Source organism: Streptomyces sp. CNB091, assembly GCF_000377965.1.
This window is the reverse complement of sequence record NZ_KB898991.1, coordinates 176,671-197,053: the sequence shown is the minus strand read 5'-3', so window position 1 is coordinate 197,053 and position 20,383 is coordinate 176,671. Positions and strand designations below refer to the sequence as shown.

Here is a 20,383-nt window from a genome sequence, read left to right as displayed (position 1 = left end):
TCCAGGGGGGCTCACACGTGAGCATCGCCACTCATTTGCGCCCCAAATCCACTACTTACGGCGGCGTAGGTAGCATGCGGATATGACTGACGCCGCCGCTAGCGCGCAGACCCCGGGCCCCGTCGTACTCGACCCCGTCCCCGTCAAACCGCGCATGCGCGGCTGGCTGCACGCCGGAATGTTCCCTGCGGTGCTGGTCGCCGGGATCACCCTCATCGCCCTGACCGACAGCACGGTGGCCCGGATCGCCTGCGGCGTCTACATCCTCAGCGCCTGCCTGCTGTTCGGTGTCAGCGCGGTCTACCACCGCGGCACCTGGGGGCCGCGCGGCGAGGCGGTGCTCCGCCGCCTGGACCACGCGAACATCTTCCTGATCATCGCGGGCACCTACACCCCGCTGACGCTGCTCCTGCTCCCCGAGTCCACCGCCCGGCCCCTGCTGTGGGCGGTCTGGGCGGCCGCGGCGGCGGGCATCGCGTTCCGGGTGTTCTGGGTCGGCGCGCCGCGCTGGCTCTACACCCCGTGCTACATCGCGATGGGCTGGGCGGCGGTCTTCTTCCTGCCCGACTTCCTGCGGACCGGCGGCATCGCGGTCCTGGTCCTCGTCGTGGTCGGCGGGCTGCTGTACAGCGCGGGCGGCGTGATCTACGGAATCAAGAAGCCGAACCCGTCGCCGCGCTGGTTCGGCTTCCACGAGGTCTTCCACTCGCTGACGCTGGCGGCGTTCGTCGCGCACTACGTGGGCATCTCGATGGTGGCTTACCAGCACGGATGAGCGCCGAGGGGTTACGGGCGGGCCCGGAACCCCTCGGCGTTACGGGCGGGCCCGGAACCCCGAACGGGGCCGGTTCAGGAGAAGGACGGCGCCGGAGGAGGACGGCTCAGGAGTCGGTGGGCTCGATCTCCCCCGCGAAGACGATGACCTGGTCGATGAGGCTCCGCCGCAGATGGACGACGTCCGTCCCCGCCAGGCGGGGGCCTCCGTCCGGCGTCGTGAAGACCCACTGGTACCGGGCCCACTCGTCCGGCATGTCCACCGCCGAACAGCGCACCATCGTGCCGGTCCCCGCGGGGTGGCGCCGGATGTCCAGCACGAACCGCTCGACGGCCTCGATCCCCTCACTGCGCCCCAACGGCCCCCAGAAGACCACGTCCGAGGTGAGGGCCTGGGAGAGCAGCGCAGTCACATAGCTGTCGTCCGAGGCGTTGAACGCGGAGATGAACGTGTCGATCGCGGACCGCGCGGTCTCTTCCTGCTGTTCCTGCATGCATCAGTCATACCAGTCGCCTCGCGGACCGCGCTCGTCCCGTGAGCCGTTCCCGGCCACGGTGAACCGTCCCGGAAACGCCGTACGCCCTGTCGTCGAACTCCCGCCTGCCCCGCGGGCGACGGCGGAAGTTCGACGAAAGCCCTCAGCCGCCCAGCTTCGCCGCCAGCTCACCGGCATCGGTCGTCGGCGCGTCGCACACGAAGTGCCGGCAGACGTACGCGGTCGGCTCCCCGCCCACCGGCGGCCGGTCCACCAGCAGCGGGAACTCGGCCCCCGCCCCCGGCCCCTCGCCCACGGCGACCACCGCTCCCGGGGCCCGCCCCAGCAGCGCCGTACGGTGCAGCTCCCCGCCGACCGGCCCGGCGACGGCGACCTCACGGGGCCCGTCCAGCAGCGCCTCGGCCACCGCGAGGCCCCAGCCGACGAACCGGGGCACGCGCGGCCCCAGCGCCTTCACCACGCCGAGCGCACCCTCGGCAGCCGTCCGGTGGGCCTCGGACCCGGTGTACGCGGCGTACGAGAGCAGCGCGCCGGCCGCCGCGGTCCACCCGGACGGAGTGGCGCTGTCCGTCGGGTCCTGGGGCCGCCGGATCAGCTGCTCGGCGTCGTGCGCGGTGTCGTAGAGCTGCCCGCCCTCGCCGGTGAACTGCTCCAGCACGATGTCCAGCAGGAACCCGGCGAACTCCAGCCAGGCGCCCTCCCCGGTCACCGCCGCCAGCGCGAGGAAGCCCTCGGCGACATCGCCGTAGTCCTCCAGCACCCCGGCGTTGTCGCCGGCACGCCCGTCCTTGGACGTGCGGGTCAGCCGGGCCACCTCGCCCAGATGCACCCGGACCAGCAGATCGGCGGCCTCGGTGGCCCGCTCCACCAGGTCGGGCCGGTCGAAGTAGGCGCCGGTCTCGGCGAGCGCGGCGATGGCGAGCCCGTTCCACGCGGCGACCACCTTGTCGTCCCGCCCCGGACGCGGGCGCTCCGCGCGGGCCGCCAGCAGCCGGGCCCGTACGTCCGCGACCCGGGCGGCGTCCACGGGCCCCGTGTCCCCCGGCAGCCGGAGCACGGAGGACCCCTCCTCGAACGTACCCTCCTCCGTCACCCCGAAGTACGCGGCGGCGAAGCCGGCGTCGTCCTCGCCCAGCACCTCACGGAGCTGGGCGGGCGTCCACACGTAGAAGGCGCCCTCGACGTGCTTACCGTCGGCGTCCTCGCTGTCCGCGTCCAGCGCGGAGGCGAAGCCGCCCTCGGCGGTCCGCAGCTCCCGCACCATGAAGTCGGCGGTCTCCAGGGCGACCCGCCGGGCCTCGTCCGACCCGGTGGTACGCCACAGATGGGCGTACACGCGGCAGAGCAGCGCGTTGTCGTACAGCATCTTCTCGAAGTGCGGCACCACCCACTCCCGGTCCACGGAGTAGCGCGCGAAGCCCCCGCCGAGCTGGTCGTAGATCCCGCCCCGGGCCATCGCCGAACAGGTGTCGGCGGCCATCTGGAGCGCCCCCTCCGACCCGGTACGGGCGTAGTGCCGCAGCAGGAACTCCACAGCCATGGACGGCGGGAACTTGGGCGCACCCCCGAACCCGCCGTGCTGTTCGTCGTACTCCCGGGTCAGCCCGAGCAGCGCCTGCGCGGTCTCCTGCTCCCCCGGCACCCCGTCACCGCCGTGCACCAGCGAACGCCCCGCCAGGTCCGCGACGATCCGCCCGGCGACCTCGGCGACCTCCTCGCGCCGGTCGGTCCAGGCGGCCGCCACGCCTTCCAGGACCTGCTGGAAGGAGGGAGAGCCGTGCCGGGCCTCGGGCGGGAAGTAGGTCCCGAAGTAGAAGGGTTCGGCGTCCGGCGTGAGGAAGACGGTCATCGGCCACCCGCCGTGCCCGGTCGCGGCCTGGACGGCCTCCATGTAGACGGCGTCGACGTCGGGCCGCTCCTCCCGGTCGACCTTCACGGGCACGAAGTGCTCGTTGAGGTAGGCGGCGACGGTCTCGTCCTCGAACGACTCGTGGGCCATCACGTGGCACCAGTGGCAGCTCGCGTACCCGACGCTGAGCAGCACCGGCACGTCCCGCTTCCTCGCCTCCTCGAACGCCTCGGGCGACCAGGGCCACCAGTCGACGGGATTGTCGGCGTGCTGGAGGAGGTACGGGGACATGGCATCGGCCAGGCGGTTCACCATGCGGGCAGTATCGCAGCCCCGGTGGCGGGAACCCTGAATCCGGAACAAACCGGCGAGGCCGGTTCCAGCCGGTCGGCTGGCGCGCCTCAACGCCCACGCCCGGACTGCGGAGTCGAACGCGACTGCGAGCCCGCACCCCTCTTCTTGTGTAAGTGACAGTAACTGAAGTATCTTGCAGTGCATGCAAGATGACGCGTGGTCACCACCTCATGTACTGCTGACGGTCGATCTCGTGATCCTGACGTTGCGGGAAGGCCACCTGCACGTTCTCTTGGTGGAGCGGGGCGAGGACCCCTTCCGCGGTAGGCCCGCCCTGCCCGGCGGATTTCTGAACCACGATGGCGAGGAGATTCTGGATGCCGCCCACCGTGAACTGGACGAGGAAACGGCCCTGTCGTCCAGTTGGGTCCACCTTGAACAGCTGGCCGTGTACGGAGAATCGGGGCGCGACCCCCGTGGCCGAGTCATCTCCGTGGCGCACCTGGCGATCGCGCCGGGGCTGCCCGACCCGGTCGCGGGAACAGATGCCACCGATGCCGCATGGTTTCCGGCACAAGCCGTGCTGTCCGGCGAAATGGAACTCGCCTTCGATCACCGCCGAATCGCAACGGAGGGTATCGAGCACGCGCGTACCAAGCTCGAGTTCTCATCGCTGGCCACGGCATTCTGCCGAGAGGAGTTCACCATCGCAGAGCTGCAACAGGTGTACGAGGCCGTCTGGGGCACCGAACTCGACACTCGCAATTTCTACCGGAAGGTCCAAGCCGCCAAGGGATTCATCATCCCCGCCGGCACGGACCGCAGGAGCACGGGCGGCCGGCCTGCACGGCTGTACCGGTCCGGTCCAAAAACCGTGCTGTTCCCACCGCTGATCCGACCCACGCCATCCGGTACGGAAGAGAACACGAGAGGGAAAGTGGAGTAGATGCTGAAAGGCCCGGTGGTGATTCTCACCGCCCTCAATCTTGAGTATCAGGCTGTACGACAGAAGCTGACGAGCCCGCAGGCGCACCGCCATGAGCGCGGTACTCGATTCGAGGTCGGAACCGTGCCCGGTACTTCATGCCGTGTCGCGCTCGGTCTGACGAGCAAGGGAAACCAATCCTCCGCAGTGATCGCCGAACGCGCGATTCAGGAGTTCTCCCCACTGGCCGTGCTGTTCGTCGGGGTCGCCGGCGCATTATGGGACGCCACCAGGCTGGGTGACGTTGTGATGGCATCACACGTGTACGCCTACCACGGTGGGACCAGCGAGGACGACGGGCTCAAAGCCCGCCCCCGGGTATGGGAAGCGCCCCATGGCATCAGCCAACTCGCCGCGCACGTAGCTCGCTTGAACGACTGGGCGGATTCCGCCTCCCGTCCCGAAGACGCGCCGCAGGTGCGCTTCGGGGCGATCGCCGCCGGCGAGGTCGTCCAGAACTCAAGGATCTCGGCCGAGGCGAAGTGGATCCGGCAGCACTACAACGACGCACTCGCCATCGAAATGGAGGCGGCCGGAGTAGCACAGGCCGGCCATCTCAACGGAGCGCCGGTGGCCATCATCCGCGGAATCAGCGACCGAGCGGACGGCACGAAGAACAGCGCTGACGACCGCACCCGACAGCCGCAGGCCGCAGCAAACGCAGCGGCGTTCGCCATCCGGCTGGCGGTGGAACTGGCCAGGGAACAGGAAGAAGCTCCCGTACCCCGCGACGACAGGGTCCCACCGGCCGACCGTCTCGGCCGACATGTCAGCAACACCGCCCACAACAGCACCGTCGGCATCATGGCCAGCTCGGTCACGGGCAGCAGCGTTCACATGAACGCGACTCCGCAGGAGTCCGGCCCGACAGACCTGATCGCGGCACTCAATGGTTTCCGCGAAACTCTGGGGCGGCACCACGCTGGAGGTGCCCTCGACAAGGACACGTATCAGGAGGCCCTGGCCGACCTGGAGTCCGCCCACCGGTCGGCCGGGGAAGGCACTCCTGATTCGTCGAAGCGCGCAGCTATGACGCTGAGGAGACTGCGCGGACTCGTCGTGGAGTGTCCCGAGCTGTTGGCCGAGTTGGCCCCCTTGATCGCCTCAGCCGGCGGCCGGGCATGAGCGACAGCAACGATGCTACGTACAGTGCGGCCGCGTACGATTCCACCATCGGGATCCAGGCAGAGACCGTACACAACTCCAATGTCTACTTCGTCCACCCGGACGCTTCACCGCAGGAGAAGTACAGGGTGGGCGTACGGCTCCTGGAAGACGGCATCCCCAGCCGCGCCCGCGAAATGATCACTGATGCGATCGCTCATGGCTACCACAACGCGGAGGTTCGGTTCCACTGGGTGCTCGCCATGCTCAGCGCACGAACACACCATGACCTCAGCACCGAAGAGGTCCAGCGGCTGCACCACGCCTCCGGGCTCGTGCGCGCCTACGTAGAGGACGTGTGGAAAGAAGGTCTGCGCGTCACTTTCGACTTGCTGGCGGCGCTCGGCACCGCCGGCGGAGCGACCGGCCCCGTACTGAAGCAGCTACAGGACCTGCCGTCCCGCCAGCATGACGCGATCCTTCGCCACCTCGACCTCATGCTTACCGGAGGGCTGAAGGACGAGCTATGGGCGGAGACCCTCGAACGGGCTGCAGCGGAGCGCTTCGGCAACGACCGGGCCCGGCGGGTCTGGGCCTACTTCGAGCCCGACCCCATCGGGGCACGGGCCGTACGCCCCCGCCTGAGCACTGCGGCCGTTGCCGCTGCGCAGGCAGCCCTCCCGCTCCGGGTGGCCCTGTTCGTGGTCAGCAGTGTGCTCCTTGGGGCCCTGGCATGGATCGCGCATCCAGTCCAGGCGGTTCTCGAGTCACTGGTGGCACTCGGCGCGGGCCACACCGCGGCCCGGTGCGGCGTCCAGTGGTGGGGCCGGGGATCCCGGCCGGCCGAAACGGCCGGGGCAGACGTCTCAGAGCCGCACAGTCCCGCACCTGCCGAAGGCGGATTCACCAAAGGCGTTCACCACAAGTTCGACCACTACTTCAGCGTTCGCACACCCCACGGGTTCACCCCGAACGCCTGGCTCGCGCACACCACCGAGATCCGCAGCAGCCTTGCCGCCGAGGTCGCGGACCTCTACCGGGAAAGCCGGACCGGTGTGGAGCGAGTCACCTGGCTCATCCGGTACCTCGCCGAGGAGACCCGGAACCGACACAACAGCGGCACCCTCTTCGATCGATACCCTCAGGACCGGACGCTGACCAGGACGAAGGTCCTGACCGTGACAGCCCTCGCCGCTCTCGGCGCCGCGGCCCTGTCAGGGTTCGGCACGGCGGTCTTGGATGCCGCCCAGCCGCGTCCGCTGTGGGCGTTCCTGGCCTTGCTCGGTGCGGCCTGGTCAGGGCACGCGGCCGCTCAGCTGTGGTTGAAGGTCCGGCGTGAACGGCACCGACTGGCCCGGGAGGCTCTGGAGTACCAGAAAGAACTGGCCGCACGGCAGGACGCCCACCAACGCTGGAAGGCGCTCCTGGACTCGACCCGCCCCAGTGAGCGGGAAATGGAGACCTGGCTCACCTGCGACAAGACCACGTTCGTCGATGAGGCGCTGCGACACCACCGGCTCACCTGGCGTGATCTGATCACGCACACCATCCTGGTGACCCCGGCGCGCCCCTACAAACGAGCCCGGGTCCAGGGCGGCCCATGGCGATACTCGCACTACGTCATCCGTCTGTTCCTGTTCACCCGGGACGGCATCCGCGAAGTCAGCTCCGAGCTCAAGTTCTCCGACTCAACGCGCAAGAACGAGCAGCGGAGCAACTACCGGTTCGACGCCCTGTCCTCGGTGCAAGTGACGGAGAACGCCGATGTCGGCTACGACCTGGAGCTCGTCCTCACCAACGGACCTGCCCGGAAGATCCATGTGAAGGACGCCGACGCCCATCAACTGGCACCGGACGAAAGCGCCCGGGAGATCTCCGAGATCAGTCTCAGCGCGGCCGGCTTAACCCATACCTTCCGCCTCCTGGAGGGGGTCGCGGCAGACGGGAAGGAGTGGGTCGAACGACACAACCCCGACAACCTGACGCCCTTCCAGGTCACCGACTGATCCTGGAATCGAGCATAGGAATGGCTTTGACCACCATGGACGATGTCACCGAGAGCAAAGTCCTGCTGGCCGAGTACGACCGCCTCAAGGAGGAACAGAAGACCCGCATAGGATTCCGCGACAATTTGCTCTACTTCACGCTCGCCGCAGTCACCGCGGTCGTAGCGGTCACCGTCCACAGCGGGCAAGCCCGACTGTTGCTCTCCGCCCCCGCGATCTGCCTGATCCTGGGCTGGACCTACCTGGTCAATGACGAGAAGATCTCGGCGATCGGCAGCTACGTCCGCGACCAACTGGGGCCGCGTCTAGGGGAACTCTCCTCCACCCGGGGCGCGGTGTTCGGGTGGGAGGTGTATCACCGCAATATTGCGGGCCGCGCCATGCGCAAGCGGCTTCAGACAGCAGTGGACCTGTTCACGTACCTGATCCTGCCCATGGTCTGCATGATCGCGTTCTGGTGCTCCCCCACCGTTCACCCCGTACTCGTGCTCACTTCACTGGTGCAGACGCTCACCCTGGCGGCGCTGGGCTGGCAGTTCCTGCGCCGTGCGGAGCGGTAGCACTTGCCCTGCCGCAGGGCGAGCTCCGGCTGGTCAGTCGATCGAAGCCGGCGCCTCCGTAGGGCCGGACAGTCGATTTCATCGATTCAGGAGATGACTCCGCCGGCCGTCAGTGAAGTGACACGGCAGGCGGGCGCACGGACGATCTCGCGAATGTAATAGAGATGGTCTTACACTGATTCCATGAAGCAGAATCGTTCTGGAGTCACTGAGAACATCTCCGTATCCATGCCTTCCGAGCTGGTCAGTGAACTCCGATCAAGGACAGGCCGCCGAGGACTGTCCGGCTACGTCACCGAGGCTGTCAGGCACCAGCTCGCCATGGACGGGCTCGCTGAGATCGTCGCGGCCCACGAAGAAGAGCACGGCGCACTCACGGAGCAGGAGATCGAAGCCGCTCGTCGCGAGCTGTTCGCAGACGAGAACACCGAGCGGGGCGCCGCGTGAAGGAGCAGCCGGCCCGCTCGCTGGTGCTCGACTCCGAGGCGCTCTCCCTGCTCCTGCGCAACGACCGCGGCATGGCGGCTCGCATCGAGGCATCCCGGCAGGTCGGGGTTCCCGTCCTCGTGTCTGCGCTGACCATTGTCGAAGCCGTACATGGAAAGACCGATCTTGCGCGGTTGAAGTGGGTGCTCTCCCGGCTGCGGGTGGAACCGGTCAGCCAGGAGGACTCCTTGACCGCCGTGGCGCTGCTTCAGGACCCAGGCGGGCTCCATGGACACAAGTACGCGATCGACGCCCTCGTCGCCGCGCTCGCGCTCCGGGCCCCGGCCCCTGTGATCGTTCTGACCTCCGACCGTGACGGCTGGTCGAAGCTCAGCGGGAAGCGCGTAATCATCAAAGAAGTGTGAGCACAGCCCGAGGCTACTGGGTTCGCGAGTTCACTGGCACCAGTGACAGCTCGCGCACCCTCCTCCGCGACACCCGCGCGCCACGGGGCGGGGGCGTGAACGGGCAGGTGGCAGGGGGGCGACAGCCCCTTCGGAAGACAGGCGTCCCTGCGGCACCGGACAGTAGGCTGAGCCCAGCAGCGCCGGGAGTGCCGAGGCTCTTCGAAGGAGGTGGACCATGACCGCCGAGATGGTGGCGCCCGCATGGATGCACACCCAGATCAGCGCGGAGCAGTACGACTCCTGGACCGAGGAGCAGTGCGCCGGCATCGAGATCGTGGACGGAATGGTCGTCGTGAGCCCGAACGCGTCCAAGCGGCACAACCGTCTGGCCCGCATCCTGGCCAACGCCCTGGACGCCGCCGCGGGCCCCGACTGGAACGCCGACACGGGTTTCGACGTCCGCCTGCAGGACGTCCCCCTCACCAACCGCCGCCCTGACGTCACCGTCTACCGGGCGGAGACCATCGACCTCACGCCTACCCGCCCTGAGCACGTACTCCTGGTGGTCGAGGTCGTGTCGCCCGGTTCGGAGACCACGGACCGCATCGTGAAGGTGGACCAGTACGCCAAGGCCGGCATCCCCTTCTACTGGCGGATCGAGCAGGCCGTCACCGGCATCCCAATCGTCTACACCTACATCCTCGACCCCGCCACCAAGGCGTACCGGGACGGCGAGATGTTCACCGGCACGGTGAAGGCCACTGCGCCTTTCTCCATCACGGTCGATCTTGGACTCTCGTAAGGTACCGAGAAGCCGCCCCGCTATCGGTGATCGCCATGCCGACTGCCGCTCCAAGGCGGGGAAGCCGCATTGCACCTTCGAGGCTGCACAAGCCTCGACTCGCTGCCCCTCACTCAGTGTCGATGTCGGCCTCGCCAACCTCCTTGTCGGCTGACTTGATGCCCAGGCTCTCGATGAACTGCCGTTCCCATGCGGCTAGTTCGTTCTGCCGGGCGAGGATGAACTCGGTGAACGCTTCGGCCTTGAGGTGTTCGATGGACTCGAGGCTGACTCCGTGCGAGTCCAGGATGTCGGTCCGCCCGTCCTCCGCGAGCCTGATGAGCGCCTGCCGGATTGATACACCTGGCGGCGTCGTCATGACGATCCGGTTGGCGGGACTGGAAGCTCCGGGCACCCCGCTCTGAGTGATGACGTGTCGATAGGTCTCGCTGTGAGCCGTCGCAAACTGTTCCAGTACGTTTGCGGTGCCGCCGTCGAGGTTCTTCCGATCCGGGAACGTCTGCAGGTCCCAGAGGAGGTAGGCACGCACGCGCGCGCTGCGCAGGTCGAAGCGTTCGGGGAAGGAACGGGCCCGCTCAGCGGAGTAGCTGAGCCCGCCCTTGCCCCGGGCGAACGCCTTCATCTCCGTGATGAATTTCCGGACCTGGGTGGTGGTGGACCCGGCGAAGGTGCCCGCCAGGGACGTGGTCCAGAACCAGTGCCGGAGCTTGACCCGCTGGTCCGCTTCGACCTTGGTGGAGAAGTGGAAGAAGACGGCGAGCAGCATGATCTGAATGTTGTAGGGAACCAGGCGAGCCAGCGGGACCCGGACCTCCTCCCGCAGGAACTCGACCACCTGCTGGAGGATCAGGTCGGTGTCCTCCACCGCGGTTGTGAGCTGGTCCTGGACCTTCCGGGCCATCGTCTCCCAGGAGGTGTCCCGCTGCACGTCCTCCTCGCCGGATAGCGCGAGGACGGTCTGGAAGATCGTCATGATCGGAATCTCGCCGAAGCCCGAAGCCGCGATCCGCCCCTTGATCTCCTCCATCTTGTCGCTGAGCGTCTCCGAGCCGATGGTCCCGTAGGTCAGTGCGGAGACCATCTGGTCGGGACGCATCTTCTGGCCGCTGCTGTTGATCCTGGAGAAGACCTCGATGGCCTGCTGGAGAGTGCCGCCCTCCATGCGCACCACGGAGACCTTGTAGTTCTTCACCCGCTTCGCGATGCGCTCGCTCTCCTTAGTGAAGCGGTCGGCCTCCTCGCGGGAGTGGGAGACGTCGGACAGCGTCCGTGCGTATTCGAGAAAGTCCAGGGTCCCCAGTACGGACCGCATGGGCAGGAAGTGGCTGGGCACTGGCTCGCTGCTCTTCCAGTGGCGGTAGCGCACACCATCGTGTTCCGGCCGGACGAGCGGCCGGTAGACCCACCACATCCAGTCCTCCTGGCGCGCGGACCGCGAGGCGTCGGCCGAGCGGTGGAGGACGCCGAAGAGCGTGGAGAGCCGCTGGTGGCCGTCCAGGACGTAGGCGACCTTCGCCCCTTCCGGTGCTGGCGGAATCCTGCGCCCACCGATGGTGTCGAGGCTTTCGAGCGGCATGGTGGTCTCCCAGGTGAGCAGGCTGCCCATCGGGTAGCCGCGCTCCATGCTGTCGAAGAGCTGGAGCATCTGCTCGGGGCGCCACAGGAACGGGCGCTGGAACTTCGGCACCCGCAGCTCGCCCTGCGCGATCCGCTCCAGGACCTGCTCCAGGAAGTGGACCTCCGGCACCACGGAGATGTCCTTAACCACCTCGATGTCTCCCATGCTCAGATCACGCCCCGAATCGTTTCGAACATCGATCGCAACTCCTGTTTCGCTCCGAGGCCCAGGCCGTCCAGGTCCCGCTCCGATATGCCGCCGCGCATCACCTCTTGCAGAAACAGACGCGGCAACTCCGTCCCAAATCCCTCCTGGAGGGTGATGAGATCCTGCTCCGCCACTTCGTCGTACAGATCACCGTGGCGCGGCGGGATGGCGTAGGTGGTCCCCGCCTTCCCTGAGTGGCGCCTCTTCTGGCCAGACCTCATCTGCGGCTTTCCCTTGAATCCGTGCTTCATGTCGAAGTGGGCTCGCTGCTCGGGCGCGAAGTTCTTAAGGGACTCCAGGCGCTTAGCCATGGAGGATTTCCCGACGGCCCTCTTCGGCTGCCGGGCCAGGACCCGGTTGGGAATGTAGTTCTCCATCTCCCGGAATCTAAGGACGTGCGCGCTCACGCCTTCTCGGACCACAGCTTCGGCCTTCTCGTGATTGCCGGTCCGGTCCGTGGGGTGGAAGCTGTCGCTGTCGATGACGAGAACCACGCGCTTGGTACGGGAGAACTGCGCGGCCTGCTCGACCGCGTGCCGGGTTGCCCCGTCCTTGCCACCTCCGTTGTACACGCCGAGGCGGCTGCCTTCCTTGGCCTCGATGACGTCCTCGCAGCCGAGCATGCGCGCGAGCGCCTCGATCATCTGCCAGTCGTAGGTCGCATTCTCCACGACCAGCACGGCCGGCCGCTCCAGGTCGCGGATGTCCGCCGCGAGCGTCTCGCCGGCCACCCTGAACACTTCCTTAGTACCCCCGTGGGGCGCCCATGCCTGCGCCATGCTCGCCTTCTGCGCGAGCAGCCGGTAGCTCTGCGCCAGGACCGGGAGGTGACGCTCCAGGAACGTATGGACGGCGTCCACATCACGCGGGGAGATCGCCCACTCGTGCCGCGCCTCCCTGAAGAACGCGATCAGCCTCAACATGAGCTCTGCGTTATCGTCGCCCTGACAGCCCTTTAGCAGGTCGACGGGAATCTCAACGCGCATCTTCGATCCGATTCGCCTGCGCGTCCGCGAGGGCGCGCACCTCCTCGAAGTCCTCCGCAAAGACCCCCCGCGGCCAGTAGTCGAGGTTACCGAGGGCGTCCACCTCGATCTTCCGCAGGGTGGCGGCCCCCTCGCCCTGCTCAACGAAGTAGATCTTCACGTCCTCCGGCGCCAGCTTCTGCTCCGCGACCCGTCGGCGCAGCCTGAGGAGGAAGTTCTCACTGTGCGTCTCCACCAAGAAGCGCACCCGCGACTTCTGCACGGCGTCGACGTAGAGATCAGCGATCGCGGCGTGGGCCGAAGGGTGGAGATGGAGTTCGGGCTCCTCCACGATCTCAATCACCGGCCCGGCGGGTGGTTCCACGCGGTCTGCAGCCCGCTGGATCACTATCGGCAGGAACTGGACCACACCGGTGCCGACGTCGTCGATGTGGACGACGAGATCGGGGTCACGCAGGGAACGCAGCTTGGGGATGTACATCCCGGAGCCGACGTCAGTGACTTCGAGGCGCCACCCGGGCAGGATGCTTTCCAGCAGGGCGTTCACCTCACGGCCAATCAGACCGCGCCCGTACACCTCATCCCCGGCGAGCATGCCTAGCGCTCTCTCGCCCCGATAGCCAACGCTGCCGAGCGTCCTGGCCGGAGACCGGAAAAAGCGCTCCGGGCTCTTCCTGAACGGACCCAAATACCGGATCTCGTCAATGCCTTCCCGAATGAGCCCAGTGACGCCGCTGACACCGCCGACGGAGTCAGGCCAGTCGGCCGGAACGGGAAGCAGCCCGCGAAATCCGACTCTGGCTTCCTGGCCGTCGACAAGATACGCGCGCTTCTCCGGGGAGTAGGCGTCGGCGCCGGGCATCCAGGACAGGTTCACGATCTCCGTCCCGCAGGAGATCTGCACCGAGGAGACGAGCTGCGTTCCCTGGTTGGCGATGTTCTGGACCTCTGCGGTGGCGCTGACGGCCTCGCCGCCCTCGCGCCCGATCGACACTCCCAGGCGAATGTGCCCATGGGGTGACGAGCCGTGGATCAGATCGGCGAATGAAGGATTGGCGCCCTGGATCAGGTCCAGGTCCAGGGGGTACGGGGAGTCACCGCGAATACCGAGGGAAAGGAGCGGAAGCGCTCGCACGACCGCACTCTTGCCGGAATTGTTCCGGCCCAGCACCACGGTGATCTTTCCAAGCTCCACCTCCTGCCTCTCCCTGAAACAGCGATAGTTCTCCAGCGAGAACCGTTCCAACGACACCTGGGCTCCCGTTCGGTCAAACCATGTCTGGTGAGGCCGTGCCGACCTCAGCGAACACCGCTCCAGCGGCGCGCCAGCTTAGCCGTGGCAATACTCTCAGACGGTGGAAGGTCGGCACCCAAGGTTTCGCTCTTCCATCTGCGGAGATGCCCGACGTCTGCCTCGGAGTTCCAGGATCTGGCGAGACCGTCAGCCTTCACACCGTTTGTCTCCCCGGGCGGCAGCGGTGCTCCGCGCGGCTGTGGGCCTGAGCGCAAGGAAGGGCAGCCGGCCGATCAGCTTTCCCGGGCCCAGCCCGGCCTACCCCTTGGACCTCCTGTGGACCTCCAGCCAAGGGCACGGGCGACATCACTTGTGGCCAGCAACAGCTCCGGCCCTTGGTGCGGCTGGTGTCAGATGCCTGGCCGCATCAGTCAACTTGCAGTCCGCTTCTGCTCAACGTTTGTGTCGCCCCGCGCCTCAGACAGACGCGAGGTCCGCGGGCTACTCGGATTGCGGGTGCACTGGCACCAGTGGGAGCTCGCGTACCCGACGCTGGGCAGCACCGACACGTCCCGCTTCCTCGCCTCCTCGAACGCCCTGGGCGGGAATGGGCTGGTGGCAGGGGGTGGGCGGAGAGGGGCGCGCAGGTTCGCGGTGCTACCGTTCCGGCACCCCGGCCCCACACGGACTCCCGCGCTGCTCACCCTGACGAAAGGGCACAGGGTCATGACCGTGCCGCCGCCTCCGCCGTCCTCCCCTGCCTCCGGGCCTCCTGCGCCTGACCAAGCCCCTGCGGTGGGCCCGTACGGCCCCCTGGGCGTCGGGGGTCCGCAGCCGCCGCTCAGCGGCCTCGCCGTCGCCTCGCTCGTGCTGTCGTTGCTCGTCTGTCTCGCGCCGCTGGGGCTGATTCTCGGGATCGTCGCGCTCGTGCGGATCCCCGGCAACGGCAAGCGCGGCAAGGGGCTGGCCGTTGCGGGAACGGCCGTCGGCGGGGCGGTGGTCACGCTGACCGCCCTGCTGCTGGTGATCGGTGGGGTGCGGTTCACCGCGTGGACGGAGGAGGGCGGGGGCCTCTCCGGCCCCCGGGCCCCGAAGACGGGAACGCTGTTCGACCTGAAGGCCGGGGACTGCTTCGCACCGGCGGGCGGGCTGTTCTCCACCCAGGAGCGCGAGGACGAGCGGATGACGGACCCGTCCGTCGAGATCGTGCCGTGCGACGGACCTCATCCGGCCGAGGTGTACGGAACGTTCCGGCTGAAGGGCGACTACGCCATCTCGGACCCCGTCGCCATCGCCGCAGAGGCCTTCGAGGGCTGCGTGCCTCTGCTCCACGACTTCGCGCCGGACACCTGGACCCTGCCGGCCGTCGAATTCTCCTTCTACTACCCGGAGTCGGTCAGCGCGACCGGCGGGGACCGGACCGTGCGGTGCTGGCTGGGCGCGGAGGCCGGTCTGCCGGAGGCATCGCTGCGGCAGGACCCCGGCACCTGGGACGCCGGTCAACTGGCGTACCTGGAGGCGATGCGGCCCTCGTCCGAAGCCTGGTTCAGCGCCTCCGAGAAGGTGGACACCGACCTCGCCGCGGCCACCGCGTGGGCCGTCCGGATGGCGGAAGGCGGGGCCGAATCGGCGAAGCTGCTGCGCGCGATCGACGGCCTCCCGGACCGGGCACGCGGCCCGGTCACCGCGCTCGCGAACCGGCTCGACGCCCTGTCCGGGATCCACCGGTCCGCGTCAAGGGCCCCCACCCGAGCGGAGTTCGAGAAGCGCTGGGACGTCAACGGGGACGAGGACGCCTCCGGTGAGGAGTGGGAGGCCCGACTCGCTCTGGGACTGCCGGTGGAGGACGAGGAGGAGGACGACGGCGGGGAGCAGCAGGGGTGAGCCGTCCGCCCACGCCTTGACCCTCCCTTGCCCTGCGCCCCTCGCGCCGGGGCACGCCACGCAGGACACTTGACCCCGACGCTTGGTATCTGACGCTTGGTACCCGACGCTCCGGAACCCGAGGTCCGGAGCGCGGCACTCGGAGGGGGACACATATGCGGGACAGCCATCGGGCTGAAGCCGAGAGGCTGTTGGTGCGCGCCGTGGAGGAGGAGACGCGGCGCACCGGCGGACGGACCGATGCCGGGGCGCTGATGTCGCGGGCGCGGGCCGCGCTCGACACCATGGCCGCCAGCGCGGGTGAGGAGTACGCCGCGTACACGCGGGCGCTGGACTCGGCGGCGGCGGGAGAGCGCCCCCTCTCGGAGCGCTTCAGCAGAGCGACGCTCGGAACGCCTTTGCTGGTGACGGGAGTTGCCGCCGCTGCCGCGTTCGGCGCGGATCTGGCGCTCGGCGCGAACACCGGCCTGGCGCTCGGCGCGGGCGCGGCCGTCGCGGTGGCCGGTACGGCGACGACCGTGGCGAAGGCGACCGCCTCGCACTGGCCGGCCGCCCACCGCCGCGCCGGAGCGGCCGGACAGCCGGGCGGGGCCGAGCAGTTGCGGCTCCAGTGGCTGACCGCCCTGGAGGTACGGGGCATCCGCCCGTACCTGGACCAACAGCGCATGCTGACTCCCGCCGCGCGCGCCCCGAAGAAGCAGACCGCCCCGTTGGGACGGCAGTTGCGCGGCGGGGACCGTAGCGCGGCGGCCCGCACCCGGGTGTTGCTGGAGCAGTCCTTCGGGCATCTCCCCAAGGCGGAGGGGCCGTTCGCCGGGCGGCGGGCCGAGCTGGCGCAGATCGCCCAGTGGGTGCACGCGGCCCGCGCCTCTGCGCGGACCCGGCCGACGGTCGTCGTCCTGCACGGTGCGCCGGGGGCGGGGCGTACGGCGCTCGCGGTGCGGGCCGCCCATGCGCTCAAGGACCAGTTCCGGGGTGCGTGCGTGGTCGATCTGCGCGGCCAGGTAGCCGGGGAGAGCCCGCTGCCGACCCGGGACGCCCTGCTGCACCTGCTGAACCGGCTGGGCGCGCCGCGCGAGCAACTGCTGTTCAGGGAAGGCGCTTCGGCCGAGCAGCAGGTGCGGCGGCTCTCCGAGCTGTACCACCAGCACCTCACGGGGACGCCGGTCACGATCGTGCTCGACGACGCCACGGACGCCGGGCAGGTCCGCACCCTGGTGCCGGAGCGGTCGGACAGTCTGGTGATCGTCACCGCCCGGGAGCCGCTGGAGCTGCCCGAGGACCTGCCGGCCTGGGTGCACCACCTGCCGGTCGGCCCGCTGGACGGGGCGGGTGCGGAGGAGCTGCTGCGCGAGGTCGCCGAGGAGGAGGAGACCGGGCCGTACGACTACCCGTCCACGGACGCCGTCGTGGAGCTGTGCGGCGGGCTGCCGCTGGCACTGCGGGTGGCCGGTTCCGCGCTCGGGGCCCGTAGCCGCCACACGCTGGCGGAGGACCTCGCCGCTTACGGTCCGGTCGACCCGGTGGAGCGGGCCCTGTGGCTGCGCTACACGGACCAGGGCGAGCAGGCCCGGCGGCTGCTGCGGCGGCTCGCGCTGGCGGGCCGGGCGAGCCTGGGTGCGGCAGCGGCGGCGTCGCTGCTCGCGGCGGACGAGCAGGAGGCGGAGCGGCTGCTCACCGTGCTGACCCGGGCGGGGCTGCTCACCCGCGTACGGGGGTCGCGCTACCGGCTGCACGATCTGGTGCGGGCGTTCGCCCTGGCCCGGCTGCTGGACGAGGAGGAGTCGGCCGAGCGGGCGGCGGCGCAGGAGCGGCTGCTGACGAACTACGCGGAGCTGGCCGACGCGGTGATCCGGATGGTCGACGGGAAGATGTCGACCCGCGCCGGGCAGTTCGGCTCGCACGGTTTCGGTTCCCTGGACTCGGCGCTGCGCTGGCTGGACGACGAGTCGAGCTTCATCACGGCGGCGCTGCGGCACGCGGAGGGCGTCGACCAGGCGACGGTGCTGCATCTGCTGGGCGCGCTGTGCGACTACTGCCTGCTCCGCGGCGACCTGTACCGCCTGGGTGAGATCAGCGAGCTGACGCAGGCCGTGGACCAGGGGCTGCTGGAGCGGTCGGTGCAGTGGCGTACGGGTATCGCGGCCCGGCAGCTCGGCGAGCTGGACAAGGCCCGCACCACGCTGTCCTCGGTCGTCGGGCTGTACCACGAGGCGCAGAACGACGCGGGCGAGGCGCTGGCGCTGTGCTCGCTGGGCATCACCCTGCACCACCAGGGCAATCTGACGGAGGCGGCGGCCCGGCTCGGCGAGGCGCTGGCGCTCCAGTCGTCCGGCGCGCAGGCCGAGGACCGCGCCTGGACCCTGCACGCCCTGGCGGCGGTGGAGCGCGACCGGGGTGATCTGGCGCGGGCGCTGACCCTGCTGGCGGACGCGCTGCGGCTGCACCGGGAGGGCGAGTCGCTGCACGGTGAGGCCTGGACGCAGTACCAGCTGGGGCAGGTGCGGCTGCGGACCGGCGAGGTCGCCCCGGCCGAGGAGGCGCTGAACACCGCCCTGGGGCTGTACGGGCGCACCCGCGACGGACGCGGTGAGGCGTGGGCGCTCACCCAGCTGGCCCGGGCCCGGCTGCTGGACGGCGATTCGGCGGCCGCCCTGGAGCAGTTGCGCGAGGCGCTGGACCGGCACCGGGACAACGAGGACGCGCGGGGCGAGGCCTGGACCCTGTACTACCTCGGGCAGGCGCTGGAGGAGGAGGGGGACACCGATCAGGCGGTGCGTGAGCTGGAGCGGTCCCGCACGATGTTCTCGCGGATGCGGGACGTGTACGGGCTGGCGTGCGCCCGTCACCATGCGGGCCGGGTGACCCGGGACCAGCGGGCCGCTCAGACGGGCAACCTGCGCAACTCGGGGTTCGCCCGGCAGTTGCTGATGGACGCGCGGGCCGACTTCCGGCGGATCAAGGTGCCGTACGGGGAGGCGTGGGCGTGCGTGGAGCTGGCGTTGATCGACGCGGGCAACGGGCGTGCGCCGCAGGCGCTGGAGCTGTGCGGTGAGGCCGCGGAGCTGTTCGCCTCGTACGGGGACGCGCGGGGCGGCGACTGGGCCCGGTTCCTGCGGTGCACGCTGCTGCCGTACGCCTCGCCCGGGGGCAGCGAGGTGGGCACGGTGGTGGCGCAGCAGGAGCTGGCCGAGCTGATCGAGGGCCGCCATCCGGCGCGGGACGGCAAGCTGGAGCAGTCCGCGGCGGCGTTCGCGGTGGCGCTGGAGCGGGGCGTGGACCTGGAGGACGGCTGGCAGGCGTGGCGGCTCGGGCTGACCCCGACCCGCGCCGCCGGCCAGATCATGGGCGTCACGTTGGAGCCGGCCCGGCCGTGAGGACACGCCCGTGACACCACGGCCGTCATGACACGGGCGTGGCCAGGCGGGCATGGCCCGGACGGGCGTGGCCCGGACGGACGTGGCCAGGGCGGATCTGCGGCAGGCCAGGCGTCGGAGACCGGCGCCCGTTCGGTCACCGGCCGACGGGCGTCCGGCACCGGGGCCGGACGCCCTTCCCATACGCGCGGCTCCGGCGCGGGTTACTTCCGGGTCGCGGCCGCCCCGTCGGCGGCGGGCTCGGCGGCCACCGCGTCCGGGTCGGGGGCCTCCTCGAAGTCGACCTTGCCCATGTGGCGGTTCATCGACTTCATCAGGGCCCACACGCCGACGGCCAGCGCCGCGAAGACGAGGAAGCCGAGGACGCCGGGGGTGACCTTGTTCTTGTCGAGCTCTTCGGCGGCGAGCGGGACGAGGTGCGTCAGTGCCTGGGTCGCGTACATATCAGGCATTGTCGCGGATGCCCGCGAAGAGGTCGCTCTCGGGGAGGGAGGTATCGACCCGGGACTTCGCCAGCTCGTACTCCTCGGTGGGCCACACCTCGCGCTGGATGTCCATCGGGACCCGGAACCAGCCGCCCTCGGGGTCGATCTGCGTGGCGTGCGCGATGAGCGCCTTGTCGCGGATCTCGTAGAACTCGTCGCAGGGAACGTGCGTGGTCAGCGTGCGTTCCACGCGCTCGAACTCCTCCCAGCGCTGCAGCCACTCCCCGTACGGGGACTCCAGGCCCCGGGCGAGGAGCGCCTCGTGCAGGGCGACGGTGCGCGGCCGGTTGAAGCCCTGGTTGTAGTAGAGCTTCTTCGGCTCCCAGACGGGGCCGAACTCGTCCTCCGGGAACCGCTCCGCGTCGGCCGCACCGTCGAACGCGATCATCGAGATCGTGTGCGTCATGATGTGGTCGGGGTGCGGGTAGCCGCCGTTCTCGTCGTACGTGGTGATGACCTGCGGCCGGAACGCGCGGATCTTCGCCACCAGGCGCCCCGCGGCGGCCTCGGGGTCCTCCAGGGCGAAGCAGCCCTCGGGCAGCGGCGGCAGCGGGTCGCCCTCGGGGAGCCCCGAGTCGACGAAACCGAGCCACTCCTGCTGGACGCCCAGGATCTCCCGGGCCTCGTCCATCTCCTTCTTGCGCACCTCGTGGATGTTCTTCTCGATGTACGCGTCGCCCTGGAGCTTCGGGTTGAGGATGGAGCCGCGCTCGCCTCCCGTGCAGGTCACGACCAGCACGTCCACCCCCTCGGACACGTACTTGGCCATGGTGGCCGCGCCCTTGCTCGACTCGTCGTCGGGGTGGGCGTGAACGGCCATCAGCCGCAGCTGCTCAGTCAAAGCTCGATCCTCAGTCATTGGTCGCTCTGGTCGATCATGGGTCGGTC

17 protein-coding genes are annotated in these 20,383 nt (G+C 69.3%); 10 read left to right on the top strand and 7 right to left on the bottom strand.

Going from position 1 to position 20,383, the window contains the following annotated elements; all coding sequences use genetic code 11:
• Positions 1-82: 82 nt before the first annotated feature.
• A complete protein-coding gene (gene trhA / locus D581_RS0104860; protein ID WP_018956109.1) occupies positions 83-775 on the top strand; it encodes a PAQR family membrane homeostasis protein TrhA in 693 nt (230 codons plus the stop codon).
• A gap of 106 nt (positions 776-881) precedes the next feature.
• On the opposite strand, the gene D581_RS0104855 is transcribed toward trhA, so the two are convergent.
• Together D581_RS0104855 and D581_RS0104850 are read right to left on the bottom strand one after the other, a co-directional pair.
• Positions 882-1,268, bottom strand: coding sequence for a nuclear transport factor 2 family protein (locus D581_RS0104855; RefSeq protein ID WP_018956108.1), 387 nt, complete (start codon positions 1,266-1,268; stop codon positions 882-884).
• 145 nt (positions 1,269-1,413) lie between these two features.
• Positions 1,414-3,435, bottom strand: a complete 2,022-nt coding sequence (locus tag D581_RS0104850) for a thioredoxin domain-containing protein (RefSeq protein ID WP_018956107.1) — start codon at positions 3,433-3,435, stop codon at positions 1,414-1,416.
• A 181-nt stretch (positions 3,436-3,616) separates the two neighbouring features.
• Between D581_RS0104850 and D581_RS0104845 the strand changes: the two genes are divergently transcribed.
• From D581_RS0104845 to D581_RS0104815, 7 genes are all read left to right on the top strand, one after another.
• On the top strand, positions 3,617-4,360 hold the full coding sequence (locus D581_RS0104845) for an NUDIX hydrolase (RefSeq protein WP_020679174.1): 744 nt from the start codon (positions 3,617-3,619) through the stop codon (positions 4,358-4,360).
• Positions 4,361-5,524 carry a 5'-methylthioadenosine/S-adenosylhomocysteine nucleosidase gene (locus D581_RS0104840; RefSeq protein ID WP_026290216.1) on the top strand — a complete coding sequence of 388 codons (1,164 nt, stop codon included), beginning with the start codon at positions 4,361-4,363 and terminating at the stop codon, positions 5,522-5,524.
• A complete protein-coding gene (locus tag D581_RS0104835) occupies positions 5,521-7,509 on the top strand; it encodes a hypothetical protein (protein ID WP_018956104.1) in 1,989 nt (662 codons plus the stop codon). The genes D581_RS0104840 and D581_RS0104835 overlap by 4 nt, the downstream gene beginning before the upstream one ends.
• A 20-nt stretch (positions 7,510-7,529) precedes the next feature.
• On the top strand, positions 7,530-8,069 hold the full coding sequence (locus tag D581_RS0104830; RefSeq protein ID WP_018956103.1) for a hypothetical protein: 540 nt from the start codon (positions 7,530-7,532) through the stop codon (positions 8,067-8,069).
• Between the two features lie 183 nt (positions 8,070-8,252).
• A complete protein-coding gene (locus D581_RS0104825) occupies positions 8,253-8,516 on the top strand; it encodes a hypothetical protein (RefSeq protein WP_026290215.1) in 264 nt (87 codons plus the stop codon).
• A complete protein-coding gene (locus D581_RS0104820) occupies positions 8,513-8,920 on the top strand; it encodes a PIN domain-containing protein (protein WP_018956101.1) in 408 nt (135 codons plus the stop codon). Before D581_RS0104825 ends, D581_RS0104820 begins: the two co-directional genes overlap by 4 nt.
• Positions 8,921-9,137: 217 nt before the next feature.
• Positions 9,138-9,704, top strand: coding sequence for a Uma2 family endonuclease (locus D581_RS0104815; protein WP_018956100.1), 567 nt, complete (start codon positions 9,138-9,140; stop codon positions 9,702-9,704).
• Positions 9,705-9,813: 109 nt separating this feature from the next.
• Here D581_RS0104815 and D581_RS0104810 read toward each other — a convergent pair whose 3' ends face one another.
• The 3 genes from D581_RS0104810 to D581_RS0104800 are packed head-to-tail and all read right to left on the bottom strand — an operon-like array spanning position 9,814 to position 13,767.
• Positions 9,814-11,487 (bottom strand): DUF262 domain-containing protein, encoded by a 1,674-nt coding sequence (locus D581_RS0104810; RefSeq protein ID WP_018956099.1) that lies wholly within the window; start codon positions 11,485-11,487, stop codon positions 9,814-9,816.
• 2 nt (positions 11,488-11,489) lie between these two features.
• The gene (locus D581_RS0104805) at positions 11,490-12,515 is read right to left on the bottom strand and encodes a hypothetical protein (RefSeq protein WP_018956098.1); all 1,026 of its coding nucleotides are present in this window, start codon (positions 12,513-12,515) and stop codon (positions 11,490-11,492) included.
• The gene (locus tag D581_RS0104800; RefSeq protein ID WP_018956097.1) at positions 12,505-13,767 is read right to left on the bottom strand and encodes a DUF3696 domain-containing protein; all 1,263 of its coding nucleotides are present in this window, start codon (positions 13,765-13,767) and stop codon (positions 12,505-12,507) included. The genes D581_RS0104805 and D581_RS0104800 overlap by 11 nt, the downstream gene beginning before the upstream one ends.
• 777 nt (positions 13,768-14,544) lie before the next feature.
• On the opposite strand from D581_RS0104800, the gene D581_RS0104795 reads away from it, so the two are divergent.
• Positions 14,545-15,633, top strand: coding sequence for a DUF4190 domain-containing protein (locus tag D581_RS0104795; protein WP_018956096.1), 1,089 nt, complete (start codon positions 14,545-14,547; stop codon positions 15,631-15,633).
• A 155-nt stretch (positions 15,634-15,788) separates the two neighbouring features.
• Positions 15,789-19,010, top strand: coding sequence for a tetratricopeptide repeat protein (locus D581_RS0104790; RefSeq protein WP_026290213.1), 3,222 nt, complete (start codon positions 15,789-15,791; stop codon positions 19,008-19,010).
• A gap of 203 nt (positions 19,011-19,213) precedes the next feature.
• Here the strand turns inward: D581_RS0104790 and D581_RS0104785 are convergent, their stop codons facing one another.
• Positions 19,214-19,453, bottom strand: coding sequence for a hypothetical protein (locus D581_RS0104785; RefSeq protein WP_018956094.1), 240 nt, complete (start codon positions 19,451-19,453; stop codon positions 19,214-19,216).
• 1 nt (position 19,454) lies between these two features.
• Positions 19,455-20,336, bottom strand: coding sequence for a mycothiol conjugate amidase Mca (mca, locus tag D581_RS0104780; protein WP_018956093.1), 882 nt, complete (start codon positions 20,334-20,336; stop codon positions 19,455-19,457).
• Positions 20,337-20,383 lie beyond the last annotated feature (47 nt).

Coding starts and splice junctions, on each gene's coding strand:
- D581_RS0104805 (WP_018956098.1), bottom strand. CDS start 12,515: ATGCGCGTTGAGATTCCCGTCGACCTGCTAAAGGGCTGTCAGGGCGAC.
- D581_RS0104815 (WP_018956100.1), top strand. CDS start 9,138: ATGACCGCCGAGATGGTGGCGCCCGCATGGATGCACACCCAGATCAGC.
- D581_RS0104850 (WP_018956107.1), bottom strand. CDS start 3,435: ATGGTGAACCGCCTGGCCGATGCCATGTCCCCGTACCTCCTCCAGCAC.
- D581_RS0104855 (WP_018956108.1), bottom strand. CDS start 1,268: ATGCAGGAACAGCAGGAAGAGACCGCGCGGTCCGCGATCGACACGTTC.
- D581_RS0104845 (WP_020679174.1), top strand. CDS start 3,617: ATGCAAGATGACGCGTGGTCACCACCTCATGTACTGCTGACGGTCGAT.
- D581_RS0104830 (WP_018956103.1), top strand. CDS start 7,530: ATGGCTTTGACCACCATGGACGATGTCACCGAGAGCAAAGTCCTGCTG.
- D581_RS0104810 (WP_018956099.1), bottom strand. CDS start 11,487: ATGGGAGACATCGAGGTGGTTAAGGACATCTCCGTGGTGCCGGAGGTC.
- trhA (WP_018956109.1), top strand. CDS start 83: ATGACTGACGCCGCCGCTAGCGCGCAGACCCCGGGCCCCGTCGTACTC.
- D581_RS0104785 (WP_018956094.1), bottom strand. CDS start 19,453: ATGTACGCGACCCAGGCACTGACGCACCTCGTCCCGCTCGCCGCCGAA.
- D581_RS0104835 (WP_018956104.1), top strand. CDS start 5,521: ATGAGCGACAGCAACGATGCTACGTACAGTGCGGCCGCGTACGATTCC.
- D581_RS0104825 (WP_026290215.1), top strand. CDS start 8,253: ATGAAGCAGAATCGTTCTGGAGTCACTGAGAACATCTCCGTATCCATG.
- D581_RS0104790 (WP_026290213.1), top strand. CDS start 15,789: ATGCGGGACAGCCATCGGGCTGAAGCCGAGAGGCTGTTGGTGCGCGCC.
- D581_RS0104840 (WP_026290216.1), top strand. CDS start 4,361: ATGCTGAAAGGCCCGGTGGTGATTCTCACCGCCCTCAATCTTGAGTAT.